The following is a 15,378-nucleotide window of genomic DNA, read 5'->3' on the forward strand; positions in this document are numbered from 1 at the left end:
CGGGCGGGTGCCGTCTAGGTTCGCTTGAAGCGGGTGCCGTCGGGGTTTGCTTTGGTGGGGGTGCTCGATTGGGTGGAGTGGCTTTGCTTGGGGCCCCTAAGAAAAGAGGCGCCGGGGTGAAGCGGGTGGGGAAGGGATCACCCACGCCGGGACCAGGCTAGCGCCTCTTTTCTCCCCAAACAAAGCCACTCCACCCAATCGAGCAGACTGCTGATGAGTGCGGCTTCGGGGGTGGGCGGGTCTGGTGCACCCCGGATTTCTGGTGGGTTCCAGCGGTGTTGGCTTGGTGCACCACGGTAGTTGGTGAGGCTCGCTTGGCGCGGAATGGCTGCCTGGCGGGATTCCGGCGAGGCTGGGAGGGTCGCTCGGTTCGGCCCGGCTGGGCTAGCAGTGCGCTGGCGGTTCGTTCGGTGAACCTGCTGCTGGTCAAGCAGGTTGGCAGGTTGGGCACCAGTAGTTGTTGCGTGCGGCCAAGACCTCGCCCATTACCGGTGTGCCGCAGACGAGGCAGGGTTGGCCGGTGCGGCGGTAGACGTAGACCTCTCCCCCGTGGCGGTCTTGGCGTGGGGCACGGCCGGTTGCCTCTGGGAGGTGTTCGTCGCGGACTGTGTCTATTCGTCCTCTTCGGACACCCAGGCGCATGAGGGTGGCCAGGTCTGGCCACATCTCCTTCCACACCGTGTGGTCCAGGGAGCGGCCGGGGATCAGGGGGTGGATTCCGTGGCGGAACAACAACTCTGCCCGGTAGATGTTGCCGATGCCTGCTACCACCGACTGGTCCATCAGCAGTACCGCGATCGAGGTGCGGGACTTGGCGATCTTGGTCCACGCCTTGTCCGGGTCCGCGTCGCGCCGTAGTGGGTCTGGGCCGAGACGGGCGTGGATTGCGGCTACCTCGTCTGGAGTCAGTACCTCGCAGGCGGTTGGGCCGCGTAGGTCTGTCCACTGTGTACTACTGACCAGGCGCATGCGGATCTGGCCGACGGGGGCCGGGGCCGGTGGGGTGCCGTCGGTGAACTTGCCGTAGAGGCCCAGGTGTATGTGCACCGTGTGGCCGTTTACGTAGTTGTGGAACAGGTGTTTGCCGTGCGCTTCCGCCTTCGCCAGGACCTGACCGTCCACAAGGGAGGCACCGCTGGCGAACCTGCCCTGGGGGCTGGTCACCGCCAGCGGTTGGCCCGCGTAGGTGCGTTGGTGGGAGCGGGCTAGTCGGTGGAGGGTGTGGCCCTCAGGCATTCGGCAGTGCGGGCGGTTCGCCGGTGCGCTCGAACTCCGTCAGCAGGTTGATGCGGCGGATGTGGCGCTCGTCGCCGGAGAACGGGGTGGTCAGGAAGGCCTCGACGATCTCGGTAGCCTCCTGCGTCGTGTGCATGCGGGCGCCGACACCGATGACCTGGGCGTCGTTGTGCTGGCGGCACAGCTGGGCGATCTCGGTGCTCCAGGCCAGCGCGGCACGGCAGCCCTTGACCTTGTTGGCCGCGATCTGCTCGCCGTTGCCCGAGCCGCCGATGACCACGCCCAGGCTGCCCGGGTCGGCCACCACGCGGCGGGCGGTCTCGACGCAGAAGGGGGGGTAGTCGTCCAGGGCGTCGTAGGCATGCGGTCCCACGTCCACGACCTCGTGCCCGGCGGCGGCGAGGTGGTCGACGAGGTGGGACTTCAGCTCGAAGCCCGCGTGGTCAGAACCCAGGTAAACGCGCACCGCACCAGTGTCCCATCCGGGCGTTCGGGGGGCGCGGGCGGGCGAACCACGAACGGCGGACCGCCCGGCGCAGGGTGTAGAACCGGGCGATGACGTGGATCGAACTGGAGGACGGGGTGTACGCCCGGCGCTACGCCGAACTCGACCAGACGCTGGGGCTGGTGGTCGGGGAGCGGCGGTGCGTCGTGGTCGACACCGGCACGGACGAGGTACACGGGGCCGAGTGGGCGGCGGCTGTGCGGGAGGTCACCGATCTACCGTGGACGGTGGTGATCACGCACGCGCACTGGGACCACTTCCTCGGGACCACCGCGTTCGAGGGCGCGCCGGTGTGGGCGCACCCGGGTTGCCGTACGGAAATGGTTGCGCACGGGCGCTACCAGGCCGAGAAGTGGGCGCAGACCTACCGCGAACAAGGAAAGGACGAACTCGCCGAGCGGTTGCTGGCCGCGCGGCTCGTGCTGCCAGACCACGAAGTGACCGATCCAGTGACCCTTGACCTGGGCGACCGGGTGGTCACCCTCGTGCACCCCGGGCGGGGGCACACCGACAACGACGTCCTGGTGCACGTGCCCGACGCGGCCGTCGTGTTCGCGGGTGACACCGTCGAGCAAGGGGCGCCACCCTCGATCGGGCGGGACGGGTACCCGCTCGAATGGCCAACGGCGCTCGACGCGCTGTTGGAACTGGGGCCGCGCACGGTTGTCCCAGGGCATGGGGAGCCTGTCGACGCGGGATTCGTCCGGGCGCAGCGGGCGGAGTTGGCCACCGTGGCCAGCCTCTTCGACGGCGTGCGCAGTGGTGAACTGACCGTCGAAGAGGCGTTGCGGCACTCCCCCTACCCCGAGGACGCCACCCGCCCCGCCCTGGAACACGGGCAGGTGGGGTAGACGATCGAAGAGCCCGATCCGCAGCCCCTCGTTCGGCGGCTTACCGCTGAGGAGTTGGTCGAGCGGCACAAGAAGCTGCCGCGCGTCGACCACGACCGCATGCGGCGTGAGAACGACGAAGACTTCGGCGGCGAAGACCGCGTCGGTGCCGACGACCGCTGAATGGGAGCCTTGTGTTCAACCCGGGGCTGCTCGCGGCAGTGGTTGAGCTGTGCGGGGCGGGTCCGTGACGGCCCCGCCCGCCCCGGTTGCCTCAGCGCTGGATGGACTTGACCTCGGTGAACTCCTCCAGGCCGAACCGGCCCAGTTCGCGGCCGTTGCCGGACTGCTTGTAGCCGCCGAAGGGGGCTACCGGGTTGAACGCGCCGCCGTTGACGTCGACCTGGCCGGTGCGCAAGCGCTTGGCGACGGCGAGGGCTCGGTCGGTGTCGGCGCTGAAGACCGCGCCCGCGAGTCCGTACACAGTGGAGTTGGCGATCGCGACCGCCTCGTCCTCGTCGGCGTACGGGAGGATCGACAGGACCGGGCCGAAGATCTCCTCCTGGGCGATGCGCATGTCCGAGCGCACGTTCGCGAAGACCGTCGGCGGAACGTAAGCGCCGCGCTCGGGGAGGTTGTCCCTTTTGCCGCCGTAGGCCAAGTCCGCGCCCTCGTCGATGCCGACCTGGATGTAGTCGAGCACGCGGTCGCGCTGGGCGGCCGAGGACATCGGGCCGATGCGGGTGGACTCGTCGAGGGGGTCGCCGACGGTGTACTTCGCGGCCGCGGCGGCGGCGAGTTCGACGGCCTGGTCGTGCAGGGCGGCCGGGACCAGCATGCGGGTCCACGCGGTGCAGGTCTGGCCGCCGTTGATGTAGGTGTTGGCCAGGCCGATCTTGACCGCGCGGGCGAGGTCGGCGTCGTCGAGGACCACGTTGGCGGACTTGCCACCCAGCTCCAGGGCGACCCGCTTCACCGTCTCCGCCGCGACCGCGGAGACGCGCTTGCCCGCGGCGGTGGAACCGGTGAAGGAGACCATGTCCACCCCGCGGTGGGCCGCGATGGCCTCGCCGACGACCGGGCCGGTGCCGTGCACCAGGTTGACCACGCCGTCCGGGATGCCCGCGGCGGCGAGGATCTCCAGGAACAGGTTGGCGTTGAGCGGGGCGACCTCGCTCGGCTTGAGCACCACCGTGTTGCCCGCCGCCAGCGCGGGGGCGACCTTGGCGACGATCTGGTGCAGCGGGTAGTTCCACGGCGTGATCGCGCCGACGACGCCGACCGGCTCGCGCAGCACCAGCGAGTTCCCGACCTCCTCGGCGAAGGAGTAGCCGCCCTCGACCAGGTCGGCGATGCCCGCGGACGTGGCGGCGGGCAGGGTCGCCTGGACCTTGGTGGCGAACCCGATCGGCGAGCCCATCTCGGCGGTGATCGTCGCGGCGATCTCGGCGCGCCGGGCGGTCAGGCCCTCGGACACCCGGCGGACGGCGGCGGCGCGCTCGGCGGGCGGCACCGCGGCCCAGGCCGGGAACGCCTCGGCGGCGGCGGCGACCGCGGTGTCCACATCGGCCGGTGTGCCCGCCGGGACGGTGGCGATGACCTGCTCGGTGGCCGGGTTGACCACCTCGATCCGGTCGCCCGCCTGCTCGATCAGCCTGCCGCCGATGACGTGGCCGGTGCGGGTGGTGACGGGGGCAGCCATGAGTCCTCCAAGCCGGTTGTGACACCTGAACGCAAATCCGAGGGTCAGAGTGTCACATCGGTGGGCCGGACGGCACGGCCGGAAGGCACGCCCGCGGCGCGCCCGGGTGACCGGGCGCGCCGGGGGTGATCACCGGGCCGTGGTCAGTCGAACTTCAGCTCACCGGTGCGGCTGCGCTTGAGCTCGAAGAACTTCGGGTACGAGGCCAGCAGGCGGGCGCCGTCGAAGACCTTGAGCGCGTCGTCGCCGCGCGGGACCTCGGTGAGCACCGGGCCGAAGAAGGCCACCCCGTCGATGTGGATGGTCGGCGTGCCGACCTCGTCGCCCACCGGGTCCATGCCCTCGTGGTGGGACTTGCGCAGCGCCTCGTCGTACTCGGTGCTGGAAGCCGCGTCGGCCAGCTCGGCGGGCAGGCCCACGTCCTCCAGCGCCGCCTTGATCGCCTCGGTGTAGTCCTTGGTGCCCTCGTTGTGGATCCGGGTGCCCAGGGCTGTGTAGAGGTCGCGCAGGACCTCCTCGCCGTGCGCCTGCGCCGCGGCGATGGCCACCCGCACCGGGCCCCAGCCGCGCTGGAGCAGGTCGGCGTAGTTCTCCGGGAGGTCGGTCCGCTTCTCGTTGAGCACCGAAAGGCTCATCACGCGGAAGCGCAGGTCGAGGTCGCGGTGCTGCTCGACCTCGAGGATCCAGCGCGAGGTGATCCAGGCGAACGGGCAGATCGGGTCGAAGTAGAAGTCGACCTTGGTCCTGGTCCCGGGCTCGGGGGTGTCCCGCACAGCAGTCATCAAACGTCTCCAGGTGTCGCGAACAGCGCATGCCGAGGACGGCCACCCGCCCCCGTGCCCGGTGCAACACACCCGCACTGGGAAAGCTTCCCGAGCGGGCTCGGCCACCACGGACGGGTGGGGCGTGATTGGATGCGATTGTCAGTTCCGTGCTTCCCCGCCCCAGTCCGTCCGACGAGTTCGCCGAGGTGTCGTAGTGGCCGCGCCAAACCTGACCCGAGACCAAGCCCAACAGCGCGCGGCGCTGCTGGAGGTGGAGTCCTACGCCATCGAGCTGGACCTCACCGACGGGCTCGGCCAGCCGGGTGAGTCGACCTTCGCCTCCCGCTCGACGGTGCGCTTCACCAGCCGCGAGGCCGGGGTGGCCACCTTCATCGACCTGATCGCGGGCGAGGTCGTCTCCGCCGAGCTCAACGGCACCCCGATCGAGGTCTCCGGCTACACCGCCGAGACCGGTCTCGCGCTGCCGGAACTGGCCGTGGACAACACCCTCACCGTCGTGGCCACCTGCGACTACACCAACACCGGCGAGGGCCTGCACCGCTTCGTCGACCCGGTCGACAAGGGCGTCTACCTCTACACCCAGTTCGAGACCGCCGACGCCAAGCGGATGTTCGCCTGCTTCGACCAGCCCGACCTGAAGGCGACCTACGAGGTCTCGGTGATCGCCCCGCGCTCGTGGAAGGTGATCTCCAACGGCGCGTCGACCTCGGTCGCCGACGTCGAGGGCGGCGTGGAAGGCGCGGTGCGGCACGAGTTCGAGACCACCAAGCGGATCTCCACCTACCTGGTGGCGCTCGTCGCGGGCCCGTACGCGCAGTGGCGCGCGGAGTTCACCGACTCGCACGGCACCATCCCGCTGGGGATCTACTGCCGCGCCTCGCTGGCCGAGCACATGGACGCCGAGCGGCTCTTCACCGAGACCAAGCAGGGTTTCGCGTTCTTCCACGACAACTTCGGCGTCGGCTACCCGTTCGGCAAGTACGACCAGTGCTTCGTGCCGGAGTTCAACGCGGGCGCGATGGAGAACGCGGGCTGCGTGACCTTCCTGGAGGACTACGTCTTCCGCAGCCGGGTCACCCGCTACGCCTACGAGCGCCGGTGCGAGACCGTGCTGCACGAGATGGCGCACATGTGGTTCGGCGACCTGGTCACCATGCGCTGGTGGGACGACCTGTGGCTCAACGAGTCGTTCGCCACCTGGGCCAGCGTGCTCGCCCAGGCCAGCGCCACCGAGTACGAGCACGCCTGGACCAGCTTCGCCAACATCGAGAAGTCCTGGGCCTACCGCCAGGACCAGCTGCCCTCCACGCACCCGGTCGCCGCCGACATCCCGGACGTGCAGGCGGTCGAGGTCAACTTCGACGGCATCACCTACGCCAAGGGCGCCAGCGTCCTCAAGCAGCTGGTCGCCTACGTCGGCCTGGACAACTTCCTCTCCGGGCTGCGGGTCTACTTCGACAAGCACGCCTGGGGCAACGCCACCCTCGCCGACCTGCTCGGCGCGCTGGAGGAGGCCTCCGGGCGCGACCTGTCCTGGTGGAGCGCGCAGTGGCTGGAGACCACCGGCCTGAACTCGCTGCGCGCCCGCTTCGAGGTCGACGGCGAGGGCCGGTTCACCGAGTTCGCCGTGCTGCAGGGCGGGGCCAAGCCGGGCAAGGGCGAGCTGCGCACGCACCGGGTCGCGATCGGGGTGTACGACGACGTCGAGGGCAAGCTCGTCCGCACGCACCGGGTGGAGATCGACGTCGACGGCGAGCGCACCGACGTGCCGCAGCTGGTCGGCGTCGGCCGGGGCAAGCTGGTGCTGGTCAACGACGACGACCTGACCTACTGCACGATGCGGCTCGACCCGGGCTCGCTGACCACGCTGATCGACCGGATCGGCGACATCACCGAACCACTGCCGCGCACGCTGTGCTGGTCGGCCGCCTGGGAGATGACCCGCGAGGCCGAGCTCAAGGCCCGCGACTTCGTCGCCCTGGTCTGCCACGGCCTCGCGGCCGAGACCGAGGTCGGCGTCGTGCAGCGGCTGCTGCTGCAGGCGCAGACCGCGCTGGGCTCCTACGCCGACCCGGCTTGGGCGCGCGAGACCGGCTGGCGGCAGTACACCGACCGGATCTTGGAGCTGGTGCGGGCCGCGGAGGCCGGTTCGGACCACCAGCTGGCGTTGGTGAACTCGCTCGCGGGTGCGGTGCTGGACGCGGAGAAGCTGGCGGTGCTGCGGGGCTGGTTCGACGGCAGCGCCCCGCTTGCGGGCCTGCAGGTCGACACCGACCTGCGCTGGCGCCTGCTGCACGCCCTGGTCGCCCACGGCGCGGCCGACGAGGCCGAGATCGACGCGGAGCTCAAGCGCGACTCCACGGCCGCCGGGCACCGGCAGGCCGAGCGCAGCCGTTCCCTGCGACCGACCCCCGAGGCCAAGGCCGAGGCCTGGCGCCGCGCGATCCACGACGACAACCTGCCCAACGCCATCAACGAGTCCATCATCGGCGGCTTCTCGCACCCGGCCCAGCGCGACCTGCTTGCGCCGTATGCCGCGTCCTACTTCGCGGACGTCGCACCGGTATGGGCCCGACGGTCCAGCGAGCGGGCGCAATCGGTGGCACTGGGCCTCTTCCCGGCCTGGGCGGTGACGCGGAGCACGGTGGACGCCGCGGACAAGTGGCTGGCAGGCGAGCACCCACCCGCCCTGCGGCGGTTGGTGTCGGAGGGGCGTGCGGGGATCGTGCGGGCACTGGCGGCCCGGGAGTTCGACGGGTCCTGATCTCGTGGGACGGCGACGGCCCGGTCCATTGTGGACCGGGCCGTTTCTGTTGCGGCTCTGGTGGTGTTGGTCTGCGAGGTGCCGGGGTCTGACCAGCGAGGTGGCCCGGGGCCCTGGCCTGTGGTTGGCGCGGCGGGCCTAGTGGGCTCCGGCCAGGCGGCGCGCACGCATTGGGTCTAGCGAGTCCCGGCGGGGGTTGGGACTGGTGGGCTCCAGCGGTGTCCGGTGAGCGGAGACCGCTGGAGCGCCGTCAGCGTCAGCGCTTGGGGGCGTGGCCCGCCTGGTCGGCCAGCATGCGCAGGGCGCTCACCAGGCCGCCGATCAGGTCGCCCTCCTTGAAGGACGCGACCATGCTCATGATCGCCAGGTTGCAGCCCCGGTCGGGCAGGCGGCGCGCCGCCTCGTTGCCCGTGACGATCTCCACCCGGCGCTGGCCGGGGGACACCGCGATCAGGACGGCGTCGGCGGAGCCGGGGATGTCGGTGTGCAGGTCCTCGGCGCGTTCGCGGGTGTCCGCGCCCAGGTCGCCCAGGTAGACCGTGAAGCCGATGCCCGTGGCGCGGGAGGAGAGGGTCAGCGCCTCGTCCAGCCGGGTCAGGGCGACGGTGTTGAACGGGAGGCCGGGCTCGGGGCGGTGGTACTCCTTGGCCACCGAGATGCGACCGCTGGCGGTGCGCACGGCGCCGTAGCCGTGTTCCGGGTCCTCGACGAGATTGTCTGTGTCGGCGTCGTGCCGAACGAGTTCACCAGCCACCACGGGCTCCTCCCTTGGCGGTGCGCGGGCGCGCGGTGTCCGCGTGGTCCGCGTGCGGGGTGTGCTCGGCACCCAGGCCTGCCGGGTTGGCCGTCCACCAGACCGGCTCGTACCCCCACTCCTGGCCGGGGCGGTAGCGCGGGGCCTTGGCGAACTTGTCCCGCAGGGTCAGCAGGGCGATCACGCCGTAGAGGGCAAGCGGGATCGCCGCGAAGACGAGAAGGGTCTCGGCGAGCGTCACAGGCGATACGGTAGCCGACAAGGCCCTGACCGGCCGCGAGGCCTCCTGTGGGTGTGGACACCGCACGGGAGCGAGCCCGCGGCGCCGCGCCCGTGATCGCGCCGGGTGAGCGGTTGGTGCTCTTTTGGTAAGGCTGATCGGCCGACTGACGTCGTGACTGGTAGCTCTTTGGGCCTATCGGCAAGGGGCGAACGGCCTCAACTGAGCACGCCGGGGCCCGGAGAGCGGGTTGACGTCTTGTCCGTTACGCATCTGGGTCATAGCTTTCACCTGTACGGCCCTTGCGAAGTCAACCTTCCGCTCTTTTGATGCGCAACTGCCCTCAGGAGGCTACTCCATGTACACCATCGCTTCCCTCGACGTGGCCATGATCATCACCCAAATGGATGACGACACGCAACTGGGTAGCCGGGCGGATCTGGCGACCCGGGGCACTCGGGTCACCAGGGGAACGCGGGTGACCGCAGGCGGCCGGGGCACTCGGGTCACCAGGGGGACCCGGGTGACCAACACCGAGCGTGGCACAAGGGTTACTCGCGGCACCAGGGTGACGTCGCTGGGCCACATCACGGACGTGCAACGGGGCGAGCGGCCGGTGAACGGGACCCGGGTCACGCGCGGGACCCGGGTGACGGCGCTGGAGAACGGCACCCGGGTGACCAGGGGAACGCGGGTGACCCGAGGGACCCGCGTGACCGCCATGGAGTGCGGCACGCGGGTGACCAGGGGTACCCGGGTCACGGCGCTGGCGGGCGAGGGCAAGTGGTTGTTGGAGAACGGGACGCGGGTGACCAGGGGGACGCGAGTCACCCGCGGCACCCGGGTCACGGCACTGGAGAACGGCACTCGCGTGACTCGTGGGACCCGGGTAACTCGCGGAACCAGGGTCACCGCGCTGGAGTGCGGCACCCGCGTAACCAGGGGAACTCGGGTCACTGCGCTGGAGTGCGGCACGCGAGTGACCCGCGGGACTCGCGTCACGGCGCTGGAGAACGGCACTCGCGTGACCCGTGGGACTCGCGTCACGCGCGGAACTCGCGTGACCGCATTGGAGTGCGGCACCCGTGTGACTGTGTTGGAGAACGGAACTCGCGTGACCAGGGGAACTCGCGTCACGCGCGGCACCCGTGTCACCGCCCTTGAGAACGGCACCCGCGGAACTCGCGTGACCCGCGGGACCCGTGTGACCGCGTTGAAGAACGGCACCCGCGTGACCCGCGGGACTCGCGTCACGCGCGGGACCCGTGTGACCGCCCTTGAGTGTGGCACCCGTGTAACTCGCGGGACTCGAGTCACCGCTCTGGAGAACGGGACTCGGGTGACCAGGGGAACGCGTGTCACCCGCGGAACTCGCGTGACCGCGCTGGAATGCGGCACCCGCGTAACCAGGGGAACCCGCGTCACTCGGGGTACCCGCGTGACCGCGCTGGAATGCGGCACTCGCGTGACCCGTGGCACCCGCGTCACCGCTGAGGAGCGCGGTACTCGCGTCACCCGCGGTACCCGGGTCACCTCGCAGGAGCGGGGCACTCGCGTCACCCGTGGCACCCGCGTCACGCTGCGGGAACGCGGCACCCGGGTCACCTCGGGCACTCGCGTCACCACCGCTTAGTCCTCCCGGTTCAGGCCGCCGGCTCGCCCAGGTAGGGCAGCCACAGCGGATCAGCGTCGACCACCCCGGCCAGCAGCCGCCAGTGCGGGCCCCGTGGCGCCGTCGGAACGACGCGCAGCCGCCAGCCCAGTTCGGCGAGCATCTTGTCCGCTTTGCGGTGGTTGCACTTCGCGCAGCACGCCACGCAGTTCTGCCAGGTGTGCTGCCCCCCGCGACTGCGGGGAATCACATGATCTATGGTCTCCGCTCGACCACCGCAGTACGCGCAGCGGTAGCGGTCGCGGTGCATCAGACCTGCCCGGGTCAGCGGGACCCGGCCGCGGTAGGGCACGCGGACGTAGCTGCTGAGCCGGATCACCGAGGGGATCACCACACTCGAGGTCGCCGAGTGCACGACCATGCCCGCCGGGTCACCGTGCACGACCTCGGCCTTCCCGCACACCACGAGCACGACGGCCCGGCGCAGCGAGAGCGCCGTGAGCGGCTCGAAAGTGGTGTTGAGCAGGAGAACCCGGCGCCTGCCCCAGGTGGTCACCGGGGGGATGAGCGGGGGTGGCGCGGGCACGCCGACGAAGCTCGGGGCGTCTCGGGCGGGCGCGGGAGCGGGGCCCGGATCCGGGCACAGCGCTGGCCGCGGCACGTGCCCAGTGGGCGCGCCGAAGCGGGTCGGTTGTCGCTCTGGCACTCGACCACCTCCACCGGTGCTGCCTAAGTCGACCACAAACCAGGCCCGGTGCGCACGTGTGTTATCCGACGTGTCCCGGATCACCCGGGAAAATCCCGGTGAACGGCTCCGCCGGGCGCACCCGTTTCGCCCCGTTCGACCGGGGCCGGCTATCGTCGGCGCCGATGAATTCCACGCTCCCCTTCAACATGGAACCGCCCAAGTGCATCACCGAGGACGGCACCTGGTGCGCCGAGGTGTGGCGGCTGACCGGCAACGAGTGGCTGGCGGCCTCGGCGGGCTGGCTGGTGGCCAAACCGCTGAAGATCCTGCTGATCTTCGCCATCGCCTTCGCCATCCGGTTCGCGCTGCGCCGGGTGATCGACCGGCTCACCTCCGGCAACGGCAAGACCCCGGCGCTGCTGCGACCGCTCAAGGAGCGCGCCCCACAGGCGCTGGGCTCGCTGGTGTCCGAGCGGCGCCAGCAGCGGGCCAAGACCATCGGCTCGGTGCTCAAGTCGGTGATCACGTTCCTGGTCTACGGCCTGGCCTTCATCCTCGCCTTGGGCGAGCTGGGGGTGCAGCTGGGCCCGATCATCGCCTCGGCGGGCATCGTCGGGGTGGCGCTGGGCTTCGGCGCGCAGAACCTGGTGAAGGACTTCCTGTCCGGCATCTTCATGATGCTGGAGGACCAGTACGGGGTGGGTGACGTCGTCGACGTCGGCCCGGCCAGCGGCACGATCGAGGCGGTGGGGCTGCGGGTCACCACGCTGCGTGATGTCAACGGGACCGTCTGGTACGTGCGCAACGGCGAGATCCTGCGCGTGGGCAACTCCAGCCAGGGCTTCGCGGTCGCCGTGGTGGACCTGCCGGTGGGCTACGGCGCCGACGTGGACGCCGTGATCGACGTGCTCGGCCGGGTCGCCACCCAGGTCACCGGCGAGGAGCCGTTCTCCTCCGACGTGATCGAGCCGCCGGAGATCCTGGGCGTGGAGAAGGTCACCCCGGAGAGCATCACCATCCGGATGACGGTGAAGGTGCGCCCGGGCAGGCAGTGGGCGGTCCAGCGGGCGCTGCGCGCGCGGGCCATGGGGGCCATGGAGGAAGAGGGCGTGCAGCCGCCGATGGGCCGGATGTTCCCCCCGTCACCGCCCGCCTAGCCACCCGTGCGTAAGGATGGTGGGGTGGGCAATCCCGAGAACTTCTATGACGCGGTCGGCGGCGAGGAGACCTTCCGCAAGATCGTCGCGCGGTTCTACGCCGAGGTGGCGCGCGACGAGGTGCTGCTGCCGCTCTACCCGGAGGCCGACCTCGGTCCCGCCGAGGAGCGGCTGCGGCTGTTCCTGATGCAGTACTGGGGCGGTCCGCACACCTACTCCGACCAGCGCGGACACCCCCGGCTGCGGATGCGCCACCAGCCGTTCACGATCGGGCCCCTCGAGCGGGACGCCTGGCTGCGGTGCATGCGGGTGGCCGTCGACGAGGTCGGGCTGGCCGAGGCGCACCGGGCCCAGCTCTGGCAGTACCTGGAGATGGCCGCGAACAGCATGCTCAACAGCTGGACCTGACGGGTTCAAGATCACAGATCACCCGATCGGACTTCGGGGAGTCCGGCCACGGCCAATGGCAGGATGAACAATCGTGCGACGAACCACCGAGCCCGACCCGGCAGCGCTGTGGTGGCAGGGCGCGGTGTTCTACCAGGTGTACGTCCGCTCGTTCGCGGACTCCGACGGCGACGGCGTCGGCGACCTGGAGGGCATCCGCTCCCGACTGGGGTACCTCGAGCTGCTGGGCGTCGACGCGCTGTGGCTGACCCCGTTCTTCCGCTCCCCGATGGCCGACCACGGCTACGACGTGGCCGACCCGCGCGCGGTCGACCCGCTCTTCGGCGACCTCGCCGCCTTCGACCGGCTGGTGGCCGACGCGCACGCGCACGGCATCAAGGTCACCGTCGACGTGGTGCCCAACCACAGCAGCGACCAGCACCCCTGGTTCCAGGAGGCGCTGGCCGCTCCCCCGGGCAGTCGGGAGCGCGCCCGCTACTTCTTCCGCGACGGACGCGGCCCGGACGGCGCGCAGCCGCCGAACAACTGGACCAGCGTGTTCGGCGGGCCCGCGTGGACCAGGGCGCGGGACGGGCAGTGGTACCTGCACCTGTTCACCCCGCGGCAGCCCGACCTGAACTGGGACAACTCCGAGGTGCGCGCCGACCTGGTCGGCACCCTTCGGTTCTGGCTCGACCGTGGCGTCGACGGCTTCCGGATCGACGTCGCGCACGGCATGGCCAAGCCCGCCGGGCTGCCGGACATGCCCGCGTACCTGATCGGGATCACCGGGGCGCAGGCGCACCCGGCGGAGGACCCGCGGTTCGACAACGAGGACGTGCACGAGGTGCACCGGCTGATCCGCAAGGTCGCCGACGAGTACCCGGGCAGCATGGCCGTCGGCGAGATCTGGGTCGAGAGCGACGAGCGGTTCGCCCGGTACGTGCGGCCCGACGAGCTGCACCTGGGGTTCAACTTCAACCTGGTGGCGGCGGACTTCGACGCCGACGCCGTGCGGCGGGCCATCGACCACTCGCTGACCGCGGCGGGCCAGTCACCGCCGACGTGGACGCTGTCCAACCACGACGTCTCCCGACACGTGACCCGTTACGGCGGGGGCGACCTGGGAGTGCGGCGGGCGCGGGCGATGGCGTTGGTGCAGTTGGCGTTACCCGGGGTGGCGTACCTGTACAACGGCGAAGAACTAGGGCTGCCGGACGTAGCACTACCGGACTGGGCGCTACAAGACCCGTTGTGGGAGCGGTCGGGGCACACCGACCGCGGCCGTGATGGGGCACGGGTACCGCTGCCGTGGGAAGGGTCAGAGCCACCGTTCGCCTTTACCGAGGGCGATAAGACTTGGCTGCCGATGCCCCCGGAGTGGGCAGGACTGACGGTCGAGGCTCAGCTGGAAGACCCAGACTCGATGTTGTCGCTCTATCGGCAGGCGCTGGAACTGCGCAAGACGCACGCGGCGTTCAGCGGCGGCGAGCTGGAGTGGTACGGCGCCCCGCCGGGGTGCTTCGCGTTCCGCCGCAAGGGCGGCGGGCTTATCTGCGCGCTCAACACCTCTGGCGCACCGGTGCCGCTCCCGCCGGGAGAGATCCTGCTGTCCTCAGCGCCGGTATCGGACACGGAGCTCCCCCCGGAAACCAGCGTCTGGCTGGTGTGACCGCTCTTAGACCAAGAGCGGCAAGAGGGCGTGGCGGCGGCGCACGACGGCGCCGTAGCGGGCGTCGAGGCGCATCCAGGAGTCGGTGGCCGTCACGCGGATGACCTCGTCCGCGCCGTTGTCGGCCAGGAAACCCATTCCGGACAAGGCGAACAGGCAGCGCAGGGGGACCTTGATCTCCAGGCCGTCGCCGGTGACCGTCAGCACTGCCTGGTCGAGCAGCGACGCGGGCGGGGTGCCCTGAGGGCCCACGTTGTCCTTCGCGACCGCCAGGCCCTTGTCCGCCAGCTCCGACACCATCGCGGCGGGCAGCATGTCGACCAGCTGCCAGTGCTTGGTCGGCGGCAGCGCGGAACGCCACAGCATGTCGCGGGACGGGCCGGGGTCGAGGTGGTCGCCGCGGACCACGGCCAGCGCGGCCAGCAGCTCGTTGCCTGAGACTGTCATGTCCGACGGGTCGACCACGCCGCGCGCGGTGCGGGTGGCCAGGACGTCGAACGGGGTGGCCACCCAGGCGTCGACCAGGCCGCCCTCGCGGCCGCGCAGGCGCACGACGGCCTGCTGGTCGAGCCGGACCGCCCTGGCGACGAACGCGCCCAGGTCCGCACGCTCGGACGGATCGTCGAAATGCAGGTCAGGCACCGTTTCCCCCACTGTGGAACGCGGCCAGGAAGTCGCGTTCGGTGTCCGTGATCCGCCTCGGCTTCGCCCCGACCAGATCGTACGGGGCGAGCGTGGTCGAGGCGGTGACCCCGATCGGGTCGGCCTCGGTCGGGCCGGTGTGCACCTGGTAGTCGAGCACGAAGTACGCCGCCCGGATCTCCCGCACCGACATGGCGACCCGCAGGCCGCTGCCGTTGGCGAACAGCGGCGCCCGGTAGTCCACCGTCAGCCGCGCCACGACCACGCCGCGGGCGAGGTCGTCGGCGCCGCGCAGGGCGGCCTCCCGGAAGAGCAGGTCGACCCGGGCCTCTTCGAGCAGGGTCACCGTGTTGGCGTGGTTGACATGGCCGTAGAGGTCCATGTCCGACCAGCGCGGACGCACCTCGGTGACGAACACACCCAA

16 protein-coding genes are annotated in these 15,378 nt (G+C 70.6%); 6 read left to right on the forward strand and 10 right to left on the reverse strand.

All coding sequences use genetic code 11. The features are described from left to right. Positions 1 to 426: 426 nt before the first annotated feature. Both QSK30_RS06800 and QSK30_RS06805 read right to left on the reverse strand, forming a co-directional pair. Entirely contained in the window at positions 427 to 1,236 is an 810-nt protein-coding gene (locus QSK30_RS06800; protein ID WP_285500499.1) for an Fpg/Nei family DNA glycosylase, read from the reverse strand. After that, a complete protein-coding gene (locus QSK30_RS06805) occupies positions 1,229 to 1,702 on the reverse strand; it encodes a ribose-5-phosphate isomerase (protein WP_285500502.1) in 474 nt (157 codons plus the stop codon). The genes QSK30_RS06800 and QSK30_RS06805 overlap by 8 nt, the downstream gene beginning before the upstream one ends. Positions 1,703 to 1,791: 89 nt before the next feature. Here QSK30_RS06805 and QSK30_RS06810 point away from each other — a divergent pair, with 89 nt between their 5' ends. Continuing rightward, positions 1,792 to 2,592 carry an MBL fold metallo-hydrolase gene (locus tag QSK30_RS06810; protein ID WP_285500503.1) on the forward strand — a complete coding sequence of 267 codons (801 nt, stop codon included), beginning with the start codon at positions 1,792 to 1,794 and terminating at the stop codon, positions 2,590 to 2,592. Between the two features lie 253 nt (positions 2,593 to 2,845). Here QSK30_RS06810 and QSK30_RS06815 read toward each other — a convergent pair whose 3' ends face one another. Continuing rightward, entirely contained in the window at positions 2,846 to 4,273 is a 1,428-nt protein-coding gene (locus QSK30_RS06815) for an aldehyde dehydrogenase family protein (protein WP_285500505.1), read from the reverse strand. 143 nt (positions 4,274 to 4,416) lie between these two features. Then, entirely contained in the window at positions 4,417 to 5,055 is a 639-nt protein-coding gene (locus QSK30_RS06820) for a mycothiol-dependent nitroreductase Rv2466c family protein (protein ID WP_285500506.1), read from the reverse strand. A gap of 196 nt (positions 5,056 to 5,251) precedes the next feature. Here QSK30_RS06820 and pepN point away from each other — a divergent pair, with 196 nt between their 5' ends. Continuing rightward, positions 5,252 to 7,822, forward strand: coding sequence for an aminopeptidase N (gene pepN / locus QSK30_RS06825; protein WP_285500508.1), 2,571 nt, complete (start codon positions 5,252 to 5,254; stop codon positions 7,820 to 7,822). Between the two features lie 256 nt (positions 7,823 to 8,078). Here the strand turns inward: pepN and QSK30_RS06830 are convergent, their stop codons facing one another. The 3 genes from QSK30_RS06830 to QSK30_RS06840 all read right to left on the reverse strand — a co-directional run bounded on the left by QSK30_RS06830 (position 8,079) and on the right by QSK30_RS06840 (position 9,627). Further along, positions 8,079 to 8,579, reverse strand: a complete 501-nt coding sequence (locus tag QSK30_RS06830; protein WP_502871800.1) for a DUF5130 family protein — start codon at positions 8,577 to 8,579, stop codon at positions 8,079 to 8,081. After that, on the reverse strand, positions 8,566 to 8,817 hold the full coding sequence (gene ctaJ, locus QSK30_RS06835; RefSeq protein ID WP_285500509.1) for an aa3-type cytochrome oxidase subunit CtaJ: 252 nt from the start codon (positions 8,815 to 8,817) through the stop codon (positions 8,566 to 8,568). Before ctaJ ends, QSK30_RS06830 begins: the two co-directional genes overlap by 14 nt. 330 nt (positions 8,818 to 9,147) lie before the next feature. Then, the gene (locus tag QSK30_RS06840) at positions 9,148 to 9,627 is read right to left on the reverse strand and encodes a hypothetical protein (RefSeq protein ID WP_285500511.1); all 480 of its coding nucleotides are present in this window, start codon (positions 9,625 to 9,627) and stop codon (positions 9,148 to 9,150) included. Positions 9,628 to 10,027: 400 nt separating this feature from the next. Between QSK30_RS06840 and QSK30_RS06845 the strand changes: the two genes are divergently transcribed. After that, entirely contained in the window at positions 10,028 to 10,429 is a 402-nt protein-coding gene (locus tag QSK30_RS06845; protein WP_502871803.1) for a hypothetical protein, read from the forward strand. A 10-nt stretch (positions 10,430 to 10,439) separates the two neighbouring features. On the opposite strand, the gene QSK30_RS06850 is transcribed toward QSK30_RS06845, so the two are convergent. Further along, the gene (locus QSK30_RS06850; RefSeq protein ID WP_502871801.1) at positions 10,440 to 11,114 is read right to left on the reverse strand and encodes an HNH endonuclease; all 675 of its coding nucleotides are present in this window, start codon (positions 11,112 to 11,114) and stop codon (positions 10,440 to 10,442) included. Positions 11,115 to 11,278: 164 nt separating this feature from the next. Between QSK30_RS06850 and QSK30_RS06855 the strand changes: the two genes are divergently transcribed. The 3 genes from QSK30_RS06855 (at position 11,279) to QSK30_RS06865 (ending at position 14,312) form a co-directional block, all read left to right on the forward strand. Further along, positions 11,279 to 12,253 (forward strand): mechanosensitive ion channel family protein, encoded by a 975-nt coding sequence (locus tag QSK30_RS06855; RefSeq protein WP_285500514.1) that lies wholly within the window; start codon positions 11,279 to 11,281, stop codon positions 12,251 to 12,253. Between the two features lie 24 nt (positions 12,254 to 12,277). Beyond that, the gene (locus tag QSK30_RS06860) at positions 12,278 to 12,661 is read left to right on the forward strand and encodes a globin (protein WP_285500515.1); all 384 of its coding nucleotides are present in this window, start codon (positions 12,278 to 12,280) and stop codon (positions 12,659 to 12,661) included. Positions 12,662 to 12,734: 73 nt separating this feature from the next. Further along, positions 12,735 to 14,312 carry a glycoside hydrolase family 13 protein gene (locus QSK30_RS06865; RefSeq protein ID WP_285500516.1) on the forward strand — a complete coding sequence of 526 codons (1,578 nt, stop codon included), beginning with the start codon at positions 12,735 to 12,737 and terminating at the stop codon, positions 14,310 to 14,312. Between the two features lie 6 nt (positions 14,313 to 14,318). Here QSK30_RS06865 and QSK30_RS06870 read toward each other — a convergent pair whose 3' ends face one another. After that, positions 14,319 to 14,954, reverse strand: a complete 636-nt coding sequence (locus tag QSK30_RS06870; protein ID WP_285500517.1) for a DUF8010 domain-containing protein — start codon at positions 14,952 to 14,954, stop codon at positions 14,319 to 14,321. Continuing rightward, on the reverse strand, positions 14,947 to 15,378 hold the full coding sequence (locus tag QSK30_RS06875) for an acyl-CoA thioesterase (protein ID WP_285500795.1): 432 nt from the start codon (positions 15,376 to 15,378) through the stop codon (positions 14,947 to 14,949). Before QSK30_RS06875 ends, QSK30_RS06870 begins: the two co-directional genes overlap by 8 nt.

This window comes from Actinokineospora sp. NBRC 105648 (assembly GCF_030269645.1).
Lineage (GTDB): Bacteria > Actinomycetota > Actinomycetes > Mycobacteriales > Pseudonocardiaceae > Actinokineospora.

Excerpts from the sequence above, each read along its gene's own strand:
- QSK30_RS06810 (WP_285500503.1), top strand. The coding sequence starts at position 1,792 with ATGACGTGGATCGAACTGGAGGACGGGGTGTACGCCCGGCGCTACGCC.
- QSK30_RS06820 (WP_285500506.1), bottom strand. The coding sequence starts at position 5,055 with ATGACTGCTGTGCGGGACACCCCCGAGCCCGGGACCAGGACCAAGGTC.
- QSK30_RS06815 (WP_285500505.1), bottom strand. The coding sequence starts at position 4,273 with ATGGCTGCCCCCGTCACCACCCGCACCGGCCACGTCATCGGCGGCAGG.
- QSK30_RS06855 (WP_285500514.1), top strand. The coding sequence starts at position 11,279 with ATGAATTCCACGCTCCCCTTCAACATGGAACCGCCCAAGTGCATCACC.
- QSK30_RS06800 (WP_285500499.1), bottom strand. The coding sequence starts at position 1,236 with ATGCCTGAGGGCCACACCCTCCACCGACTAGCCCGCTCCCACCAACGC.